23 protein-coding genes are annotated in these 16,320 nt (G+C 68.3%); 13 read left to right on the top strand and 10 right to left on the bottom strand.

Features of this window, described 5'->3' with window-relative positions:
• Positions 1-89: 89 nt before the first annotated feature.
• The 6 genes from PUW82_RS00840 to PUW82_RS00815 all read left to right on the top strand — a co-directional run bounded on the left by PUW82_RS00840 (position 90) and on the right by PUW82_RS00815 (position 4,458).
• Positions 90-701: a DUF305 domain-containing protein gene (locus PUW82_RS00840; RefSeq protein WP_274179334.1), complete on the top strand. Its 612-nt coding sequence runs from the start codon at positions 90-92 to the stop codon at positions 699-701.
• A 64-nt stretch (positions 702-765) separates the two neighbouring features.
• Positions 766-1,602, top strand: a complete 837-nt coding sequence (locus PUW82_RS00835) for a F510_1955 family glycosylhydrolase (RefSeq protein WP_274179333.1) — start codon at positions 766-768, stop codon at positions 1,600-1,602.
• A gap of 100 nt (positions 1,603-1,702) precedes the next feature.
• Positions 1,703-2,107: a four-helix bundle copper-binding protein gene (locus PUW82_RS00830; RefSeq protein WP_274179332.1), complete on the top strand. Its 405-nt coding sequence runs from the start codon at positions 1,703-1,705 to the stop codon at positions 2,105-2,107.
• A 124-nt stretch (positions 2,108-2,231) separates the two neighbouring features.
• Positions 2,232-2,852: a DUF305 domain-containing protein gene (locus PUW82_RS00825; RefSeq protein ID WP_274179331.1), complete on the top strand. Its 621-nt coding sequence runs from the start codon at positions 2,232-2,234 to the stop codon at positions 2,850-2,852.
• Between the two features lie 199 nt (positions 2,853-3,051).
• Complete coding sequence (locus tag PUW82_RS00820; RefSeq protein ID WP_274179329.1) at positions 3,052-3,891, top strand: F510_1955 family glycosylhydrolase; 840 nt, start codon at positions 3,052-3,054, stop codon at positions 3,889-3,891.
• A gap of 402 nt (positions 3,892-4,293) precedes the next feature.
• Positions 4,294-4,458: a hypothetical protein gene (locus PUW82_RS00815; RefSeq protein ID WP_274220485.1), complete on the top strand. Its 165-nt coding sequence runs from the start codon at positions 4,294-4,296 to the stop codon at positions 4,456-4,458.
• A gap of 118 nt (positions 4,459-4,576) precedes the next feature.
• Here the strand turns inward: PUW82_RS00815 and PUW82_RS00810 are convergent, their stop codons facing one another.
• Positions 4,577-4,966, bottom strand: a complete 390-nt coding sequence (locus PUW82_RS00810) for a FadR/GntR family transcriptional regulator (protein ID WP_274221723.1) — start codon at positions 4,964-4,966, stop codon at positions 4,577-4,579.
• Between PUW82_RS00810 and PUW82_RS00805 the strand changes: the two genes are divergently transcribed.
• Positions 4,859-5,479 carry a tripartite tricarboxylate transporter permease gene (locus PUW82_RS00805; RefSeq protein WP_274220484.1) on the top strand — a complete coding sequence of 207 codons (621 nt, stop codon included), beginning with the start codon at positions 4,859-4,861 and terminating at the stop codon, positions 5,477-5,479. The genes PUW82_RS00810 and PUW82_RS00805 overlap by 108 nt on opposite strands.
• 50 nt (positions 5,480-5,529) lie before the next feature.
• Here the strand turns inward: PUW82_RS00805 and PUW82_RS00800 are convergent, their stop codons facing one another.
• From PUW82_RS00800 to PUW82_RS00785, 4 genes are read right to left on the bottom strand one after another with little or no spacing between them, the layout of a single operon-like run.
• On the bottom strand, positions 5,530-6,306 hold the full coding sequence (locus PUW82_RS00800; protein WP_274220483.1) for a helix-turn-helix domain-containing protein: 777 nt from the start codon (positions 6,304-6,306) through the stop codon (positions 5,530-5,532).
• A 40-nt stretch (positions 6,307-6,346) separates the two neighbouring features.
• Positions 6,347-7,114 carry an ABC transporter permease gene (locus PUW82_RS00795; RefSeq protein WP_274220482.1) on the bottom strand — a complete coding sequence of 256 codons (768 nt, stop codon included), beginning with the start codon at positions 7,112-7,114 and terminating at the stop codon, positions 6,347-6,349.
• A 10-nt stretch (positions 7,115-7,124) separates the two neighbouring features.
• Positions 7,125-7,925, bottom strand: a complete 801-nt coding sequence (locus PUW82_RS00790) for an ABC transporter ATP-binding protein (RefSeq protein ID WP_274220481.1) — start codon at positions 7,923-7,925, stop codon at positions 7,125-7,127.
• The gene (locus tag PUW82_RS00785) at positions 7,922-8,119 is read right to left on the bottom strand and encodes a hypothetical protein (protein ID WP_274220480.1); all 198 of its coding nucleotides are present in this window, start codon (positions 8,117-8,119) and stop codon (positions 7,922-7,924) included. The genes PUW82_RS00790 and PUW82_RS00785 overlap by 4 nt, the downstream gene beginning before the upstream one ends.
• A gap of 90 nt (positions 8,120-8,209) precedes the next feature.
• Between PUW82_RS00785 and PUW82_RS00780 the strand changes: the two genes are divergently transcribed.
• Both PUW82_RS00780 and PUW82_RS00775 read left to right on the top strand, forming a co-directional pair.
• The gene (locus tag PUW82_RS00780; protein WP_274220479.1) at positions 8,210-8,701 is read left to right on the top strand and encodes a hypothetical protein; all 492 of its coding nucleotides are present in this window, start codon (positions 8,210-8,212) and stop codon (positions 8,699-8,701) included.
• A gap of 103 nt (positions 8,702-8,804) precedes the next feature.
• The gene (locus PUW82_RS00775) at positions 8,805-9,269 is read left to right on the top strand and encodes a hypothetical protein (RefSeq protein ID WP_274220478.1); all 465 of its coding nucleotides are present in this window, start codon (positions 8,805-8,807) and stop codon (positions 9,267-9,269) included.
• A gap of 31 nt (positions 9,270-9,300) precedes the next feature.
• Here the strand turns inward: PUW82_RS00775 and PUW82_RS00770 are convergent, their stop codons facing one another.
• Entirely contained in the window at positions 9,301-10,068 is a 768-nt protein-coding gene (locus tag PUW82_RS00770) for an SDR family NAD(P)-dependent oxidoreductase (RefSeq protein ID WP_274220477.1), read from the bottom strand.
• An 84-nt stretch (positions 10,069-10,152) separates the two neighbouring features.
• Here PUW82_RS00770 and PUW82_RS00765 point away from each other — a divergent pair, with 84 nt between their 5' ends.
• Positions 10,153-10,695: a TetR/AcrR family transcriptional regulator gene (locus PUW82_RS00765; RefSeq protein ID WP_274220476.1), complete on the top strand. Its 543-nt coding sequence runs from the start codon at positions 10,153-10,155 to the stop codon at positions 10,693-10,695.
• A gap of 16 nt (positions 10,696-10,711) precedes the next feature.
• On the opposite strand, the gene PUW82_RS00760 is transcribed toward PUW82_RS00765, so the two are convergent.
• Positions 10,712-11,032 (bottom strand): transcriptional regulator, encoded by a 321-nt coding sequence (locus PUW82_RS00760; protein WP_274220475.1) that lies wholly within the window; start codon positions 11,030-11,032, stop codon positions 10,712-10,714.
• Positions 11,029-11,505 carry a hypothetical protein gene (locus PUW82_RS00755; RefSeq protein ID WP_274220474.1) on the bottom strand — a complete coding sequence of 159 codons (477 nt, stop codon included), beginning with the start codon at positions 11,503-11,505 and terminating at the stop codon, positions 11,029-11,031. Before PUW82_RS00755 ends, PUW82_RS00760 begins: the two co-directional genes overlap by 4 nt.
• A gap of 79 nt (positions 11,506-11,584) precedes the next feature.
• Here PUW82_RS00755 and PUW82_RS00750 point away from each other — a divergent pair, with 79 nt between their 5' ends.
• The gene (locus PUW82_RS00750; RefSeq protein ID WP_274220473.1) at positions 11,585-12,034 is read left to right on the top strand and encodes a VOC family protein; all 450 of its coding nucleotides are present in this window, start codon (positions 11,585-11,587) and stop codon (positions 12,032-12,034) included.
• Here PUW82_RS00750 and PUW82_RS00745 read toward each other — a convergent pair.
• Positions 12,012-13,076, bottom strand: a complete 1,065-nt coding sequence (locus PUW82_RS00745) for a magnesium and cobalt transport protein CorA (protein WP_274220472.1) — start codon at positions 13,074-13,076, stop codon at positions 12,012-12,014. The two genes, PUW82_RS00750 and PUW82_RS00745, sit on opposite strands and share 23 nt — an antisense overlap.
• Before the next feature lie 108 nt (positions 13,077-13,184).
• Here PUW82_RS00745 and PUW82_RS00740 point away from each other — a divergent pair, with 108 nt between their 5' ends.
• A complete protein-coding gene (locus tag PUW82_RS00740) occupies positions 13,185-14,483 on the top strand; it encodes a PP2C family protein-serine/threonine phosphatase (protein ID WP_274220471.1) in 1,299 nt (432 codons plus the stop codon).
• Between the two features lie 84 nt (positions 14,484-14,567).
• Positions 14,568-15,428: a phosphatase PAP2 family protein gene (locus PUW82_RS00735; protein ID WP_274220470.1), complete on the top strand. Its 861-nt coding sequence runs from the start codon at positions 14,568-14,570 to the stop codon at positions 15,426-15,428.
• On the opposite strand, the gene PUW82_RS00730 is transcribed toward PUW82_RS00735, so the two are convergent.
• Complete coding sequence (locus tag PUW82_RS00730) at positions 15,353-16,318, bottom strand: class C sortase (protein ID WP_274220469.1); 966 nt, start codon at positions 16,316-16,318, stop codon at positions 15,353-15,355. The two genes, PUW82_RS00735 and PUW82_RS00730, sit on opposite strands and share 76 nt — an antisense overlap.
• Positions 16,319-16,320: the final 2 nt, after the last annotated feature.

The raw sequence follows: 16,320 nt of genomic DNA, 5'->3' as shown, positions 1-16,320 counted from the left end.
CCGAGCCGGCGCACCTTGCCGGCCCGGCCTTACCCACCTGTCGATGTGACCGGTGTTCGTTCACGTACCCCTGTATTTGGAGAACCCTGATGAAGATTCGTACCGCAGCAACCGCTGCGCTCACCCTCGCCGCCGCCCTCACCCTTGCCGGCTGCGCTGGAGGCTCCGGCTCGGAGTCCATGCCCGGCATGGACCACGGCAGCAGCTCGTCCCCGTCCTCATCGTCCGCGACGACGGCAGACTTCAACGACGCGGATGTGATGTTCGCGCAGATGATGATCCCGCACCACCAGCAGGCTGTCGAGATGGCCGACATGATCCTGGACAAGGAAGGCATCGATCCGGGCGTGCTCACCCTGGCCTCGGACATCAAGGCCGCCCAGCAGCCCGAAATCGACCAGCTGCAGTCCTGGCTGACCGAGTGGGGCGCCGACATGTCCGAGGACAGCATGGAGGGCATGGACCACGGCGGCGGCATGATGAGCGAGGACGACATGGCCGCGCTGGAAGCCGCCACCGGCACCGAGGCGTCCCGGCTGTTCCTCGAGCAGATGACGATGCACCACGAAGGCGCGATCGAGATGGCCCAAGACGAAGTCGAAAACGGCCAGAACCCTGACGCGGTCGAGATGGCGCAGACCATCGTCGACACGCAGACCGCCGAAATCGCCCAGATGCAGGAACTGCTCGCGCAGCTCTAAACGCACCCCACCGGTGAGGACGCCCCCGCAGGGCGTCCTCACCCTTGGAATCGAAAGGGTGCGAATGCGCATTCACCTGCGCGCGACGGCGAGCCTCGTCGCGCTCACCAGCTTGCTCCTCACCGGCTGCGCCGCAGCCGAACCGCCATCGACCGGCAGCGACCACGCCGACACAGCGCTGTCTCACGTTCACGCGATCGTGCCCGCACCCGACGATGACGGCTTCCTCCTCGGCACCCACGAAGGCCTCTACGCCGCCACCGCTGACGGGCAACTCGGCTCCCGCGTCGGCAGCTACGGCTTCGACGCGATGGGCCTCACCGCCGTCGACGACACCCTCATCGCCTCCGGCCACCCCGGCCGAGGCACCCCCGGGGAGCTTGGGGAAGGGAACCTCGGCATCATCCGCAGCAGCGACGGCGGCACGACATGGGAGCCTGTGGCGTTCACAGGGGAGAAAGACTTCCACGTCCTCACCGCCGCACCGGACGGCACCCTGTACGGACAAGAAACCGGTAGCGCCCAGATGCTGGCAAGCAGCGACCTCGGGGCCAGCTGGTCTCCTACGGGGGCAACCCTGCTGGCCTTCGCACTCGTCGTCGACGCCACCGGACGCATCATCGCTACGACGCCGGACGGACCCCAGGTCAGCACCGACCGCGGGGCGACGTTCGGACCACTGCCAGACAGCCCGACCGTGTCTCTCATCGCTGTGTCACCGGACGGCCAGCAACTGATCGGCGTGGGAAGCAAAGGCAGCCTGTGGAGCAGCACCACACGCGATCCGTCGTGGCGAAACATCGGGACGGCGCACGGCTCCACACAGGCAATGGCCGTCACCGACGCTGGCGACATCCTCATCGTCGACGACAGCGGACTCAGCCTGCTGCCCTTCACCTAGCCACCATTCATCGAAAGACCTCAACCCCCTACGTCGACCCTCGACCTCGCTCTAGCGTGACCGCATGCCGGGGAAGGTCCCCGAAGAAAGGAAAGCAGCCATGACTGTTGCAGATCAGATGCTCGCCACCCACCCGAAAGTCGGTTTCGCCGGAGCACAGGACGCCCTTCTGCGCTGTATCGAGGCGTGCGTCGAATGCGCCCAGGCATGTACCGCCTGCGCAGACGCATGCCTCGGAGAAGGCATGGTCGCGGAGCTCGTTACATGCATTCGGAAGAACTTGGACTGCGCAGACATCTGCGCCACCACAGGTGCAGTGCTCTCCCGCCAAACCGCGCCGGATGTTGCGACGGTTCGCGCCCTGCTCGAAGCCTGCCGCACCGCCTGCGCGTCCTGTGCCGCCGAGTGCGAACAGCACGCAGACATGCACGAGCACTGCCGCGTGTGCGCCGAATCCTGCCGCCGCTGCGAGCAGGCATGCACCGACCTTCTCGCCGCTCTCTAAGTCGGCTCAGGTTCGAGATCGCCCTGCTAGCACAACCTGCCATGGCGGTCGCTGACGGGACGGTCGATACCGCAATCGACCGTCCCGTCACCTCGCCGCTCCCCCCATCCGAACAGGAGATGTCATGACCGCGAACGACTACCACGATCCCGAGCAGAACGACCGAAGCGCAGCGACCGGCGAGCACAGCCAGCAGGGTCATTCCAAGCCCTGGAAGATGTACCTCCGGTTCGGGGCGATGATCCTCACCGGGATGGTTGTCATGTACTGGGTGATGTTCGTCGGCTCCTGGGAGTGGAGCCACGTCCGCTTCAGTGAAAGCCGCGTCTTTATGGCCCTGACCATGGGCGGCGCGATGGGGCTGGTGATGCTGGCGTGGATGCTCAACATGTACAAAAGCGTCAAAGCGAACATCGCCGCCGCCACAGTCAGCGTCCTGCTGCTCGCCGGCGGAGTCGCCCTTGACCGCAGTCAGATCACCGTGAACGACACCGCCTGGATGAACGCGATGATCCCCCACCACTCCCTCGCCATCACCCGCTCGGAGCGTGCGCAGATCCAGGACGTCCGAGTCTGCGAACTCGCCGCCGAAATCAGCGCGGCACAGCGCAACGAAATACTCGAGATGAAGTGGCTCATCAACGACATCCAACGCAACGGAGTCGCCGACACCCCCGAAGAGGCCCTGGCTCGTTCCGCTCCCACTTTCGATCAGTCAGCCCTACGTGACTGCCCCACCGAGTAGTCGGTCGTGTCAAAGAGCAGATGATCCAGCAGCACAACACCGCCATCTACATGGCCAAGGCAAGGTCGGCAACGGTCGGAACAGTGACGGCATCGCCCTGGCCAAACCATCATCTAGCGCAGACACCACGTTCCCGCTCACCTATACCCCGGCGGCAACCCTTCATCGGGGTGTCCGCCCTCCCGCGACCCGGAAGATCATGAACCGTTTTCTGCCCCTGACCGTCACCACCCTCACCGCGATCGCGATCACCGGGTGCGCAGCTGAGCGACCTTCCCACAGCGACGCATCGTTGCCAGTGATTCAACACATTCACGGCATAGTCGCCGACCCGCGAGGAGAGGACCTGTTCGTGGCCACCCACGGCGGCATCCTCACCCTCGCCCCCGACGGAGAAATGTCGGGCCCGATCGCGGGGGAGGACCTGGACGCGATGGGATTCACGCTCCGCGGCGAGACCTTCTTTGCCTCCGGCCATCCGGGAACGCAGACCCCGTCGGAACTCGGAGCGCCAAACTTGGGAATCATCCGCAGCGACGACTTCGGCGAAACTTGGTCACCGGTCTCGCTCACCGGAAGCGCCGACTTCCATGTGCTTACCGCCGGGCCAGACGGGACGCTCTACGGACTGGCCTCAAGCAATGCGGATCTGCTCGTCAGCACCGACGACGGCCGGAACTGGTTCAGCGGCGCCGCGCTATCCGCCGTCGACCTCGCAGCTACGGAAGAAGGCATCTACGCCGCAGCAGAACAAGGCCTCCTTCGCAGTAGCGATCGCGGCGCAACGTTTGCCGCCGTCGAAGGAGCGCCACTGCTCTATAGCCTTGCCCCTCAGCCTGACGGCACCATCGCGGGAATTGGAACAGACGATGCTCTGTGGGTGCAAGCAGCAGATGGGGCCTGGGAGCGCCGGGCCACTCTCAGCGGTGCCGCCCAAGCGTTCACCATCACCGACGATGGCCGGTTCATAGTCGCCGACGAGCGCGGCATCGTCGAGATCACCCCGGAGACCACCACCATCATCGCCCCATCGCAATGAACCGCTCATCGCGACGGCCGCGACTCCGCTACCCTGCGCAGGTCAGGGTCATCATCGTCTCGGCGTCGACGCTGATCGTGATAATCCTGATCGCCTTAACCCTTCTGCGCGTCGATCGAGCTGACGACCACCCGGGACCGGCAGCGTCAATGTCGGCAGACCCGATCGACCGATAACGATCGTTTTCGACCGCATCCGGAGCAGGCGCTGAAAACGCCCACCGAGAACGTCGTTTCGGCGGGCGTATTTGGTGGCTTAGCGAGCAATCGCACGATCTCAGCACAGTGATCAGGAGCACGTCGAGAGGAGCCACATGCGCATCGGCGAACTAGCTGACAGAACAGGGGTGCCGCCCCGGATGCTGCGATCCTCCCGTGCCTCGGCCAGAGCCCCGAGATCGTCGTGGAAGACGCCGACCCTGAGCTGCGGAACATGCTCGCCCGCCAACGCGACAGCATGACCGAACGCATCCGGTTCCTCGAGCAAAGCCGCGATGCCCTCACCCTCTACATCAGCGCGATCGACCACGCAGCTGTGAGAGGTGAGGATCAGGCGGCGCGCAGCTGATCGATCCGCCGAAACCCCCAGCCGAAACCGATTCGCGCCGGAACGTCGGCAGCACGGTTTTCGGCATGCGCCGCCGATAGGGCGGGCGCTGTCGGCTCGTGTCGCATCGCGACCATCGTCAGTCGTCGGGGGCCGCGTCGAGCAGCCCGATGGCCCGCCTTCCGAGGCTATGGGTGATGTGCGCGTATGAAAGCGAGCGAGCCGCTTCCTTGTCGCCATCGCGGATCGCGTCGCGCAATTCTTGGTGCTGGCGGTGCACACGTGCTTTGTCCTCCGTGGAAGGAGTCCGCTCGCTGAGGGCGCGTCTCCGGTACAGGTCGCCCTTGTCCCAGATGCTGTCGAGCATTCCGACCAGGATGGGGTTGCCGGCAGCGAGGTAGATCGCCCGGTGGAACCCGCGGTGCGCATCGAGCGCCTCCGAGCTCGGACTTCCGGTGAGCGGCGCGAGCTCGCGCAATGCTGCGTCGATGCGCCCGATGTCGTCGGATGTCCGTCGCTCGGCGGCCAGTGCGCAGGCAAGCGGGTCTACGCTCGCGCGTACTTCGAACAGATGCTGCGCCTCGTCGCTTGTCAGCTCGACGACGCGAGCGTCGCGATGGGCGCCGAGAATCACAAGCCCCTCGGACAAGCGTCTGAGCGCTTCTGCGCCATGGGCGTGTACGCGACGTCGGCGTCGACATTCGAACTGTGGCTGCTACTCGGCCTCGCTCTGCTCGGCTTCGCCATGCGGCGCTTCGGCATTCCGCTCGCGCCGCTCATGATCGGCATCGTCCTCGGTCCGCTCGCCGAGACCTCTTCACGCGATGCGTTGCTGAGCGCTGAAGGGGACCCTGCGGTGTTCGTCTCGTCGCCCATCGCTGTATCCATTTACGGGCTTCTGCTCGTCGTCGTCATCGCGTCTGTTGTCGGGAAGGTGCGCGCGCACGCCGGACGCAATGACCCCATGGCTGCGGTCGGGCGGGCAGGAGGCTCGCACACTCAGAACATCCGAACGGTGCGTGGCGGGCGGCGTCGGCGCTGAGGGACGTCGTCGTTCTCGCTCACGAGAGGTGGCCGCAAGCGCCCAGGCCCTCAGTGCGGCGGGTCGATGCGCTCCAGACGGGTCCAGCCGTCCCAGCCGCGCTCGCGCATCAGCTCGACCAGGCGCGTGGCGCGGGGGTCGGTCTCGAGGGCGAGCAGCTCCAGCAGGTCGAAGGGGACCGCATCATCCCGAGTCTCCTGCTGCGTGGTGTGGTCCTGCCGGTAGGCCTCCTCGGCGAGGGCGGCCATGAGGTCCGCTGCTTCGACCAGCAGCGGCTCCTGCGGCAGGTCGATGTCGAAGAGCATCGAGAGGACGCGGTAGAGCCGGACGATGCGGGGGTCGTCGAGCGAGGCCATCTTGCCCGGCATCCATTCGCGTATCCGGTCGGGCCAGCGCGCGGCCATGAGGATCCACCCGTCGCGCTCGCCGTCGAGGACCGGCCCGGCGATGCCGAGGTCGCGCAGGCGATCCAGATAGGCGACCACGTCGGCGGGCAGCAGCAGGGCGTCGCCGGCGGCGAGCTTTCGGATCGACGACCGGCTGCGCTCGAGACGGGCGATCTCGTCGCGAAGGTGGGCGTCGATGCGCTGCACCGCCTTCGAGAAGGTGTCGTCGTCCGCCTCGAGCAGGTCCGCGACTTCGGACAAGGGCACGCCGGCGTCGGCGAGTGTCGCGATCTTGACGAGCGACACGACCGCGTGGGCACCGTAACGCCGATAGCCCGACCGGTCGCGCTCGGGCTCGGGCAGTAGTCCGATCTGGTGGTAATGGCGCACGGCGCGCACCGTGACCCCCGCGTATGCGGCCAGTTGACTGATGGTCAGCACGATCCGATCCTGCCTTGCCCCGACATCCAGCGGGTGCCGGTCAGGCGATCTTCCGCCGGTAGCTGACCATCGCCAAGAGGAACGCGACGATCAGGATGCCGACACACCAGGCCGCCGCGATCCCGAGCTCGCCACCGACGGGTTGCCCGGCGAAGATCGCGCGGATCGCGTCCACGATCGAGGTGACGGGCTGATTCTCGGCGAACCACCGCACCGGCCCGGGCATCGATTCGGTCGGAGCGAACGCGGAACTGACGAACGGCAAGAAGATGAGCGGGTACGAGAACGCGCTCGCCCCTTCGACCGAGCTCGCGGTCAGCCCGGGGATCACCGCGAGCCAGGTGAGCGCGAGGGTGAACAGCGTCATGATGCCCAGCACCGCGAGCCATCCGCCGAGATCGGCCGCCGTGCGGAAGCCCATGATGACCGCGACGACGACGACCAGCGCCAGCGACACCAGGTTCGCGATGAGCGAGGTGAGCACGTGCGCCCAGAGCAGCGACGTCCGCGCGATGGGCATGGACCGGAACCGCTCGACGATGCCCCCCTGCATGTCGAGGAACAATCGATAGGCCGTGTAGGAGATGCCGGACGCGACGGTGATGAGCAGGATGCCGGGCAGCAGGTATCCCACGTACGAGTCGGTCACGCCGCCGGTGTCGATGGCGCCGCCGAAGACGTAGACGAACAGCAGCATGATCGCGATCGGCGTGACCGCGGTCGTGATGATCGTGTCGGGGCTCCGCACGACGTGCGTGAGGGAGCGCGCGGTGAGCACGGCGGTGTCGCCGAGAAAGTGCCTGGTCATGGTCGTGTCCTCAATTCTGGGATGCAGTGGTGTCGGAGTCGGTGTCGGCAGCGTTCTCGCCCGTCAGCGCGAAGAACACGTCCTCGAGGGTGGGCTGCTTCTCGACGTACTCGACGGTCGGCCTCGGCAGCAGCTGGCGCAGCTCGCCGAGGGTGCCGTCGACGATGATCCGGCCCCGGTGCAGGATCGCGATGCGGTCGGCCAGTTGCTCCGCCTCTTCGAGGTACTGGGTCGTCAGCAGCACCGTGGTGCCGCCGGCGGCCAGGTCGCGGACGGTCTGCCACACTTCTTGCCGCGCTTCCGGGTCGAGCCCGGTCGTCGGCTCGTCGAGGAAGATGACGGACGGGTTCCCGATGAGGCTCATGGCGATGTCGAGCCGTCGTCGCATGCCCCCGGAGTAGGTCGACGCCTTTCGGCCGCCGGCATCCGTCAGAGAGAAGCGCGCGAGCAGATCGTCGGCGATCGCGCCGGGGGACCGCAGGTGACGCAACCGGGCGATGAGCACCAGATTCTCGCGACCGCTCAGCCGTTCGTCGACGGCGGCGAACTGACCGGTGAGGCTGATCGCCTCGCGCACCGCAGCGGGCTGCTCGGCGACGTCGAGACCATCGATGGATGCCGCGCCGGCGTCGGCCCGCAGCAGCGTCGACAGGATCCGCACGAGTGTCGTCTTGCCGGCGCCGTTGGACCCGAGCAGCGCGAAGACCGTGCCGCGCTGCACCTCGAGGTCGACACCCGAGAGCACACGGAGCTCCCGGTACGACTTCTCGATCCCGCGGACCGAGATCACGGGAACGGCCGCCGCGCTCATCGCGCGCCTCCGAGGCTCGCCGTGCGCACGGCATCCGTCAGGCGGGTGCGCTCGTTGCCGGCCCAGCCGTCCATCCGTGCGCCGCCCACGCGGTACCGCTTCTTGTCGTCGAGCGAGCCGGCGAGTCTCTCGATCCAGGAGAGTGAAAGGTTCATGCCCAGCAGCGTGAGGGGCTGACGCAGCGTCAAGGTCAAGCGCTTCGCTCGATCCGCGGAGGAAGGTGCCTCTGGGCGGGGCTCGTCAACCCCGTTCGCTGCGGCTGCTCCGGACCACACGATGGGGCGATGACTCCACGAACGACAACCCTCACCCGTGCTGCCGGCATCGGCGCCGTCGCCGGGCTGGTCGCGGGGTCGGTGATGATGCTGACCGAGAAGTTCGAACAGGCGATCACGCGCCGTCCGGACTCGTTCGTTCCCGCGCGTGCGTTGCTGAGCGCGCTCGGCCGTCGCCCGAGTGACGCATCCACGCCCACCTCGTGGAACCACGTCATGCACTACCTCACCGCCGCCGCTCTCGGAGCGCTTCGCGGGGTGTGGTCGGCCGTCGGGATCCGCGGCGCCTACGCGAACGTGTGGCACTGCGCCGTTCGCCTGGCCTTCGATCAGACGGTCGAGAACACGACGGGCGCGGGGGCGCCACCGCACACGTGGCCGGCGCGCGAGCTCGCTGTCGACGTCATCCACAAGTTCGTCTTCTCGCTGGTCACCGGGATCATCACGGACAGGATCATCCGCCCGCGGTTGGCATCGGCCCGCGGCAAGACCAGTCACTGAGCGTGATGGGCCTCGCGGCGGCCGGGATGGCTATCAGCCTGGTGGTGGGCTTGTCGCTGGTCGTTACCGCCGGCGCGGGGATCGTCCCGGGAGCGGGGCGCCGGTGAGTCTTCCACGCGGTGTGCCCGTCGTCGGTGTTCTCGTCCTCGCCGGTGTGACGTTGGCGGGGTGCGGGTCGGCGGGACGCCCGACGCTCGAGCAGGCGCGAGCGGAGACGGAGGCGGTTCTGCAGCAGATAGCAGACGGGGTTCCCGGTGGGGTCGTCGAGGTGGACACGCCGACCCCGCCCTACTTGACGTGCGGAGAGGGCGAGTACTACGCCACCATCCGATGGGCTGTCACGGCGCGGCCCGGTTTCGACGGGGAGGCGTTCATCGACGCGCTTCCCGGTCGCCTGGGCAAGGAGTTCATGGTCGACGAGAACGTGGAGGTGAAGCCGCCCGGTGTCGCTCTGGACCACTCCGGCGGCATCACCCTCGAGGCGAAGGTCGCCGAGACCTATCGCGGCTCCGTCCTGTTCCTGATCGGACTCACCCCCTGCGCCGAGGGCGATCCTCCGGCGGAGTAGCCCGGGCTCCCGACGCGCCCGCGCGAGCGGGTCAGGCCTTGCTCCGCATCATCCGCTCGGCGATGCGGAGGCTGAGCCGCCTCGTGAGCACCCGGCTCGACAGGTAGGCGAGCGCGCGGTTCATCCGGCCGTCGATGACCGAGGGCGTCGTGGTTGGCAGCACTTTCCACGCCGTGTCGACGACGTCGCGGGCCTGACGCTTGTTGCGTGCCGCTCCCGGATTCATGGGTGTGTCGGTGTCGCCCGGAGCGACCGAGACGATCCGCACGCCGTGGGGTCGCTGCTCTTCCGAGAGAGCTTCGGTCAGGCTGACGACGTACGCCTTCGACGCCGCGTAGGCCGAGAAATGAGGGATGGGCTGGTAGCCGGCGCTGCTGGCGATGTTGATGATCGTGCCGCTGCCTGCCGCGCGCATCCGGATGATCGCCGCCTGCGTCAGCAGCGTGAGCGCGGTCACGTTGATGTCGACCATCCGACGGAACTCTGCGGCATCCATCCGGTGAAGGTCGCCCGCGGGCGCGGTGCCGGCGCTGTTGACGAGGTGATCGATGCGCGGCAGCCGATCGATGGCCCCGACCAGTCCCGCGACGGCGTCGGCGTCGGAGAGGTCAGCGGGATGAACGGATGCCGCGACGCCATGCGCGTCAGCGAGCTGGGTGGCCAGCGCGGTCAACGCACCTTCGGAGCGAGCGACGAGCAGAAGGTCGAACCCTTCGCTGGCGTAGCGGCGAGCGAACTCCGCGCCGATGCCGGAGCTCGCTCCGGTGACGAGGGCAAGCGGACGGGCTGTGGTGGTCATGGCGTGAACTCCTCGGGTTAAGCGGAAAAACTATCCGTTCGGACACTGTATCCGTTCGGACGGCTGCTCCGTTACACTGGGCGCATGGAAACGCTCCGCCGGGATGCTGCGCGCAACCGCGACCGCATCCTCGCCGTCGCCCGTGAGGCGACCGACCGGGGTGAAGCTCTCTCGATGAACGCCGTGGCGCGCGCGGCAGATGTGGGAGTCGGCACCGTGTATCGGCATTTCGCCACGGTCGCCGAGCTCGAAGAGGTCGTGGCGTGTGCTCGCTTCGATGAGCTCGACGCTCTGCTCGACGGGTCGGGTGCCGATCGGTTCGAGCGCGCGATCACCGCGCATGTGGGGCTCCTCGTCGCCGATCCGCTCTTCGAAGCCGTGACCGCGCGCCCCGAGCCGCTGCTGCCGGAGACGGCGGCCAAGCGCGACGCGCTCATCGCCCGGCTGGACGATGTGCTCGATGACGCGCGCACCGATGGGCGCGTGCGACCGGATATCGATGCCGCAGCGATCCTGCTCCTCACCTGCGGCGTGGCTCACTCGATCCGTACCGCCGGCATCGCTCCGGACGGCCCGCAGGCGCAGACCCTGGTGGAGGTCGTGCTGCGCGGAATCCGCGCCGACTGACGGGGCGGGTCGCGCCTCAGTCGGAGAGGGCGCCGTCGGCGATGCGGGCGAGGGCGGCCAGATGCGCTTCGAGCGCAGCCGTGCCGGCGGGAGTCAGCCTGACCCACGTGAGCCGACGGGCGTCGGCTCGGGCGGGCGAGCTCTCTTTGCGGAGCGCGACGTAACCGGCATCCGTCAGCACCTTCAGGTGCTTCGACAGCCGGGGGTCGTCGATCTGCAGCGCATCGCGGATGACGGCGAAGTCGAGCTCGTCGACGCGTCGCAGCAGTCCGCAGATGCGCAGGCGGAGCGGCGCGTGGATGACCTCGCTGAAGGCGGGTTCGGGAGCGGTCGTCATGCCGGCTCGATCGACGTGGCCGACAGCTCTCGCCGCAGCGCTTCGTCGAAGCGCCGGCCGAGGATCACCGTCGCGGCGAAGGCGACGATGACCGGGATGAGGGCCCACCCGGACTCGAGCCCGACCAGCCTGATCGTCAGACCCGACAGCATGCACGCGACGAGCACCACGAGCGCAGTCAGCATCAGCCGGCGTCCGCGGGGGCCCGCGGGCTTCGAGATGGCCACGCCATAGCGCCGCGCGTACGTCGTCGTGAGGACCGGTATCGCGATGATGCCCAGCGCGACCGCGGCGATCGACCACGCGCCGGGGAGCACCTGCGCGACGACGAAGACGCCGACGATCAGACCGAGGGTCGGGTGGTACCACCAGGGGGTGACGACGCGCGCTGCCAGCGCCGCGCCATCGTGTGCGACGTCGTCGAGTGCCGCCCGCGCCTCGTCCGGTGTCATCTCGCCGCTGTTGTTTGCCATGATCGCAACTCTATGAGTCGCTTGCCTTCGTGGCAAGTCACCGCTCGCGCCGACCCGCGTCGAGTGCCAGACTCGGGCCGTGGAACAGCGCCTGAGCTTCATCACCCTGGCCGTCGCCGATCTGGCCCGCAGCCGCGCCTTCTACGTGCACGGGCTCGGGTGGACGCCGATCTTCGACGGCGCAGACGTCATCATGCTGCCGGTGGCCGAGCGCCTGGTGCTCTCGCTCTGGTCGGTCGCAGGCTTCGCCGCCGAGGTCGGTGAGGCGCCGGCACCCGGAGTCGCGCCGATCACGCTGTCTCACAACGTCGCGACGCCGACGGAGGTCGACGCCGTGCTGGCCGAGGCCGCGGCGCTCGACGCACCGGTGAGCGCCGGACGTCCGCGCGCGTGGGGCGGGTACTCCGGGTACTTCTCCGACCCGGACGGCTTCCGCTGGGAGATCGCGGTCAACCCGGGCGAGACCGGCGCCTTCGTTCTGCCGGGCGCCGGCTCGGCAGATGCCGCTACAGCCAGTTCTTCCGCTTGAAAACGAACCACAGGCTCAGGCCGAGCAGGATCATGAGGCTCACGGCGAAGGGATAGCCGAAGGCCCAGTGCAACTCCGGCATCTGGTCGAAGTTCATGCCGTAGATCGACGCCACCAGCGTCGGCGCGAAGAGGATCGCGGCCCACGACGAGATCTTCTTCACCTCTTCGCCCTGGGCGATCGCCGCGCGGGAGAGCTGCCTGCTCTCCTCGCCCTGCGCGAGGCTCGCGCGAGTCATCCGTCGCATGGCGTCGTTCTGCTCTTGGGTCACGAGCGTCGAGTGCAGCGTCAGGGCGTTCTCGAGCAGCGAGCGGAAGGTGTCGACCCGCTCGGTGATCCGGATGGCGTGGTCGTACACGTTCCGCAACTGGTTCTGGACGTCGACGTCGGTGCCGTACTTCTCCGCACCCCGTAACAGGGCCTCCAGCATTCCGCACAGCGGGCCGATCGCGCGCTGGAAGCCGATGACCTCCGAGAGCAGCTGGTAGATGCGCTTGGACGACCCGGGGTCGACGTTGCCGTCGAACAGGTCGTCCTCGATCTCGTCGATGTCGTCCTGGACGCCCACCACGACGGGTGAGTAGCCGTCGATGATCTCGTCGAGGATCCCGGTCAGGACCGCTTCGGAACCCTTCGCCAGGTACTCGGGCTGCGCCTCGAGGCGCTTGCGCAGTCCCGCCAGCGAGGGCTTCGACGCGTGGCGCACCGTCACGACGAAGTTCGGGCCGGTGAAGATGTGGATCTCACCGAACTCGACCGTCTCGTTCTCGTCGTCGTACCAGGCCGGACGCAGCACGGCGAAGAGGGTATGACCGTATCGCTCGAGCTTCGCGCGCTGATGACCCTTGTGGGCGTCCTCCACCGCGAGCGGATGGAGGTCGAACTCCTCGGCGATCGCCGTCAGCTCCTGGTCCGTCGGACGGAAGAGCCCGATCCACGCCAGAGCATCCCGGTCATCGAGAGCGTCGAATGTCTGCGTGAGGTCGTCGGGATCAGCCGCGCGGCGCCCGTGCACGTAAACGCCGTTGTCGATCAACGCCATGAGATCCCCTCGCCGTCGCGATCCTACATGCGCCGGCGCGTGTGCCGGAGGACGACGAGTTGGTCAAGACCCGCCCCACAACCGGCATCCGTCGTATTGACTGGCCGTATGACGCAGGCACCTCCGTGGACCCGTGTTCGGCGCTCGGGCAACGCACCGTCGCCGCGGGCGCCTGCTCCGACGTACTGGGAGCCGCTCGCCAAGCAGGCTGTCGTCGCCGGGCTCCTGGTGGTGGCAGCCGTCACCAGCGCGGCGGTTCCCTGGCTGCTGGTGACCGACCCGGTGCGGATGTGGCAGGGGGTCGGCCTCGCGCTGGTGCTGCTGGCCGCGTCGGCGCTGATGCTGCGATGGCCGGCTCTCCGGCGACTCGAGCTGATCGTGCCCATCGGCGACTTCATCGCGATCGGCCTGCTGCGTTTCGGAACCGGCGACACTCAGTCGGTGTTCCTGGCGATCATCATCCTCCCGGTCATCTGGATCGCCGCGGGGCCGGGCCGCTGGCGCGTGCTCGTGCCGCTGCTGGGCGTGTGCATCACCCTGCTGCTGCCGCTCGTGCTCGACGCCGGCCGCAACATCGGCGCGAGCGAGTTCGTGCGTCTGCTCATCGCCGTGCTCGTGTACGCGGCCGCCGGCGCCGTGGTGAACGAGCTGTCGCGGCGCTCGCTGCAGCGCCTCGACATCTCGCAGCGGCGGCGACGGCTCGCCGAGGCGGAGGTCACGCAGGCCGCGGTCGTGCAGCGCTCGCTGCAGCCGGTCGACGGGTCGGAGCTCCCGTCGAGCTTCCGCGTCGCGGGAGCCTGCGTGCCGGCGCGTGAGGTCGGCGGCGACTTCTACGACTGGTACGCCACCCCCGACGGCGGCGCTGCCTTCACGCTGGGCGATGTCATGGGCAAGGGCGTCGGGGCCGGCATGATCGCGGCCGCGGTGCGCACCGTCATCCGCAGCAGCCTCGAAGACCCCGATCCCGCCGAGGCCTTCCACCGCACGGCGGTCGGTCTCAACACAGGTCCGACCGACATCATCGGAGCGCAGTTCACGACCTGCTTCCACGCCCGTGTCGGCCGCGACGGCACCCTGCGGTGGGCGGATGCCGGACACGGTCTCACCGCGCTGCGGCGCGCGACCGGCGGCATCGAGTTCCTCCGTTCGGGCCACCTGCCCATCGGCGTCGGGACCCGGTGGACCGGGGCGCAGACGACGCTGCAACGCGGCGACAGCCTGATCAGCGTCAGCGACGGGGTGCTGGACCTGTTCGGCGGCTCGCTGGACTCGATCGACCGGTACCGCGACTTCCTGGTCGAGCACGACGACATCGACACGATCGTGACGGACCTCGTCGAGCGGGCCGAGCGGAGCGACCGCGAAGACGACGTCACCGTCCTGGCGGTGGTCTGGTCCGGCGACTGAGCCACGGGTCGCCCGACGGCCACGCGTGGATCAATTCCTCAACTTCTCGCCGTAGCGTCGACGGTTGGGAAGGGGGATGTCGCGATGAACCGAGGAACGCAATACCTGAGGCTGGCCCTCCTGCAGGCGCTCGCCGTGGCTATCACCGTCGCGGTGTCGGTCTTCACCGCGAACGGCCAGCTCGTCGACCAGGCGGTCATGGACACGACGATCCAGTCGTCGGATCCCGCGGTGCGTCTCGCACGCCAATTCGGTGAGAACACCGTCGTCATCGTCGCCGCGGGGCTCGTCATCGGCAGCGTCGTCCTGGCCCTCGCGCGACGGCGCTTCGCTGACGCGGCGATCGCTGTGACCGTCTTCGCCGGGGCCGCGCTGACGTCGAACATCCTGAAGCACAATGTGATCGTCCGCCCCGATCTGACCCTCGGTCTGGACGAATACAGCAACTCGCTGCCCTCGGGGCACGCGACCCTCGCGATCGCCGCTGCCTGCGCGGCGCTCTTCGCGGCTCCGCGGCACCTGAAGCTCCCGCTCGTCCCCGTCCTGACGGGCTGGGCGATCCTGTCGGGGTTCGGGGTGATCGCGGCGGGGTGGCATCGCCCGAGCGACGTCGTCACCGCGAGCCTGATCGTCGGGTTCTGGTGCTCGGCGGCATCGGGTCTGCGCGCGCTGCTGCACCGCCCGGGAGGGGGCGCAGACCGCGCTGTCGTCACGACGCGTCGCTCGCGCATCGCGACATCCGTCCTGGTGTCCGGATCGGTCGTCGCGGCGATCGCGCTGTCGCTGTCGTACGCCGTCGGCACCGGTCGCACCGTGTGGAGTGCGGCGCTGATCGCCATCGCGATCACCGCGACGACGCTCGCGGCGCTCTACATGAGCCTCGGCTCGTCGCGCGCCGCATCGGCGTCGAGGGTGGTTTCGGCGCGCGGCGTCGCCACGGCCTGACGGACCGGACGCCCCGTCCACCAGACGTAACCGATCGCCAGCACCAGCGCACCGCCGGCGATGACGGCCCACCAGGGGAACCGCGGGATGTCGGGACGTTCGCCCTGCGCATCGAGGTCGGCCTGGGGGGTCGGGATGATGCGCTCCCCGGTCACCAGGATGCGGTGGCTGTTGACGCCGAGCGGAGTGCAGGTGACGAGCGTCATCAGATCCTGGCCGACGCGCGGGACGAGCGCCTGCGTCTGGTCGGGCTCGACGACGTGGGTCTCGATGACCCGGTAGGAGAGCACCTCGCCGAACACCTCGACGGTGAAGGTGTCGCCCACGGCGACCCGGTCGAGATGCGTGAAGAGTTCGGCCGAGGCGAGACCGCGGTGGGCGGTGAGGACGGAGTGGGTGCTGGGGCCGCCTACGGGCAGCGCGGTGCCTTCGAGGTGGCCGACACCGGCGTGGAGCACGGCTTCGCTCGTGCCGTGGAAGATCGGCAGGTCGACGTCGATGTCGGGGATGCGCAGCCGTGCCATCAGGCCACCGTCGGCACCGCGCAGCTGTGACGCGTAGGCATCGCCCTGATCGGGTGCGTTGGCGATGGGAAGTCGTTCATGGGCGCCGATCTCGGCGCCGGCGGGGGCGAGCCGCTGGTTGTACTCGCGGGCTGCGTCGAGCTTCTGCTCGATGGTCTCGGCGCCCAGGTCGCGCACCTGGTCCGAGTAGCCGTCGATCTGCTGGGACTGCTCGTACTGGCTGAACCACGCCGCCGCGGACGGGTACAGCAGTAGCCCCGCGGCGACGACAGCCCCGGTCGCGATGAGCAGCGACGCGATCGACAGCCGCCACCGCGGACGACGGCGGAGCTCCGCTCGAGAGGGAGGCTCCGCCGTCGTCGTCATGG

The sequence above is a fragment of the Microbacterium thalli genome, from assembly GCF_028737325.1.
Lineage (GTDB): Bacteria > Actinomycetota > Actinomycetes > Actinomycetales > Microbacteriaceae > Microbacterium > Microbacterium thalli.
Note: the sequence above shows the minus strand (reverse complement) of the source record. Positions and strands in the feature narration are given on the sequence as shown.

Bases quoted from the DNA above. Each gene is read 5' to 3' on its own strand.
- PUW82_RS00840 (WP_274179334.1), top strand. From the start codon at position 90: ATGAAGATTCGTACCGCAGCAACCGCTGCGCTCACCCTCGCCGCCGCC.
- PUW82_RS00835 (WP_274179333.1), top strand. From the start codon at position 766: ATGCGCATTCACCTGCGCGCGACGGCGAGCCTCGTCGCGCTCACCAGC.
- PUW82_RS00830 (WP_274179332.1), top strand. From the start codon at position 1,703: ATGACTGTTGCAGATCAGATGCTCGCCACCCACCCGAAAGTCGGTTTC.
- PUW82_RS00825 (WP_274179331.1), top strand. From the start codon at position 2,232: ATGACCGCGAACGACTACCACGATCCCGAGCAGAACGACCGAAGCGCA.
- PUW82_RS00820 (WP_274179329.1), top strand. From the start codon at position 3,052: ATGAACCGTTTTCTGCCCCTGACCGTCACCACCCTCACCGCGATCGCG.
- PUW82_RS00795 (WP_274220482.1), bottom strand. From the start codon at position 7,114: ATGACCAGGCACTTTCTCGGCGACACCGCCGTGCTCACCGCGCGCTCC.
- PUW82_RS00790 (WP_274220481.1), bottom strand. From the start codon at position 7,925: ATGAGCGCGGCGGCCGTTCCCGTGATCTCGGTCCGCGGGATCGAGAAG.
- PUW82_RS00780 (WP_274220479.1), top strand. From the start codon at position 8,210: ATGACTCCACGAACGACAACCCTCACCCGTGCTGCCGGCATCGGCGCC.
- PUW82_RS00770 (WP_274220477.1), bottom strand. From the start codon at position 10,068: ATGACCACCACAGCCCGTCCGCTTGCCCTCGTCACCGGAGCGAGCTCC.
- PUW82_RS00765 (WP_274220476.1), top strand. From the start codon at position 10,153: ATGGAAACGCTCCGCCGGGATGCTGCGCGCAACCGCGACCGCATCCTC.
- PUW82_RS00760 (WP_274220475.1), bottom strand. From the start codon at position 11,032: ATGACGACCGCTCCCGAACCCGCCTTCAGCGAGGTCATCCACGCGCCG.
- PUW82_RS00755 (WP_274220474.1), bottom strand. From the start codon at position 11,505: ATGGCAAACAACAGCGGCGAGATGACACCGGACGAGGCGCGGGCGGCA.
- PUW82_RS00745 (WP_274220472.1), bottom strand. From the start codon at position 13,076: ATGGCGTTGATCGACAACGGCGTTTACGTGCACGGGCGCCGCGCGGCT.
- PUW82_RS00740 (WP_274220471.1), top strand. From the start codon at position 13,185: ATGACGCAGGCACCTCCGTGGACCCGTGTTCGGCGCTCGGGCAACGCA.
- PUW82_RS00735 (WP_274220470.1), top strand. From the start codon at position 14,568: ATGAACCGAGGAACGCAATACCTGAGGCTGGCCCTCCTGCAGGCGCTC.
- PUW82_RS00730 (WP_274220469.1), bottom strand. From the start codon at position 16,318: ATGACGACGACGGCGGAGCCTCCCTCTCGAGCGGAGCTCCGCCGTCGT.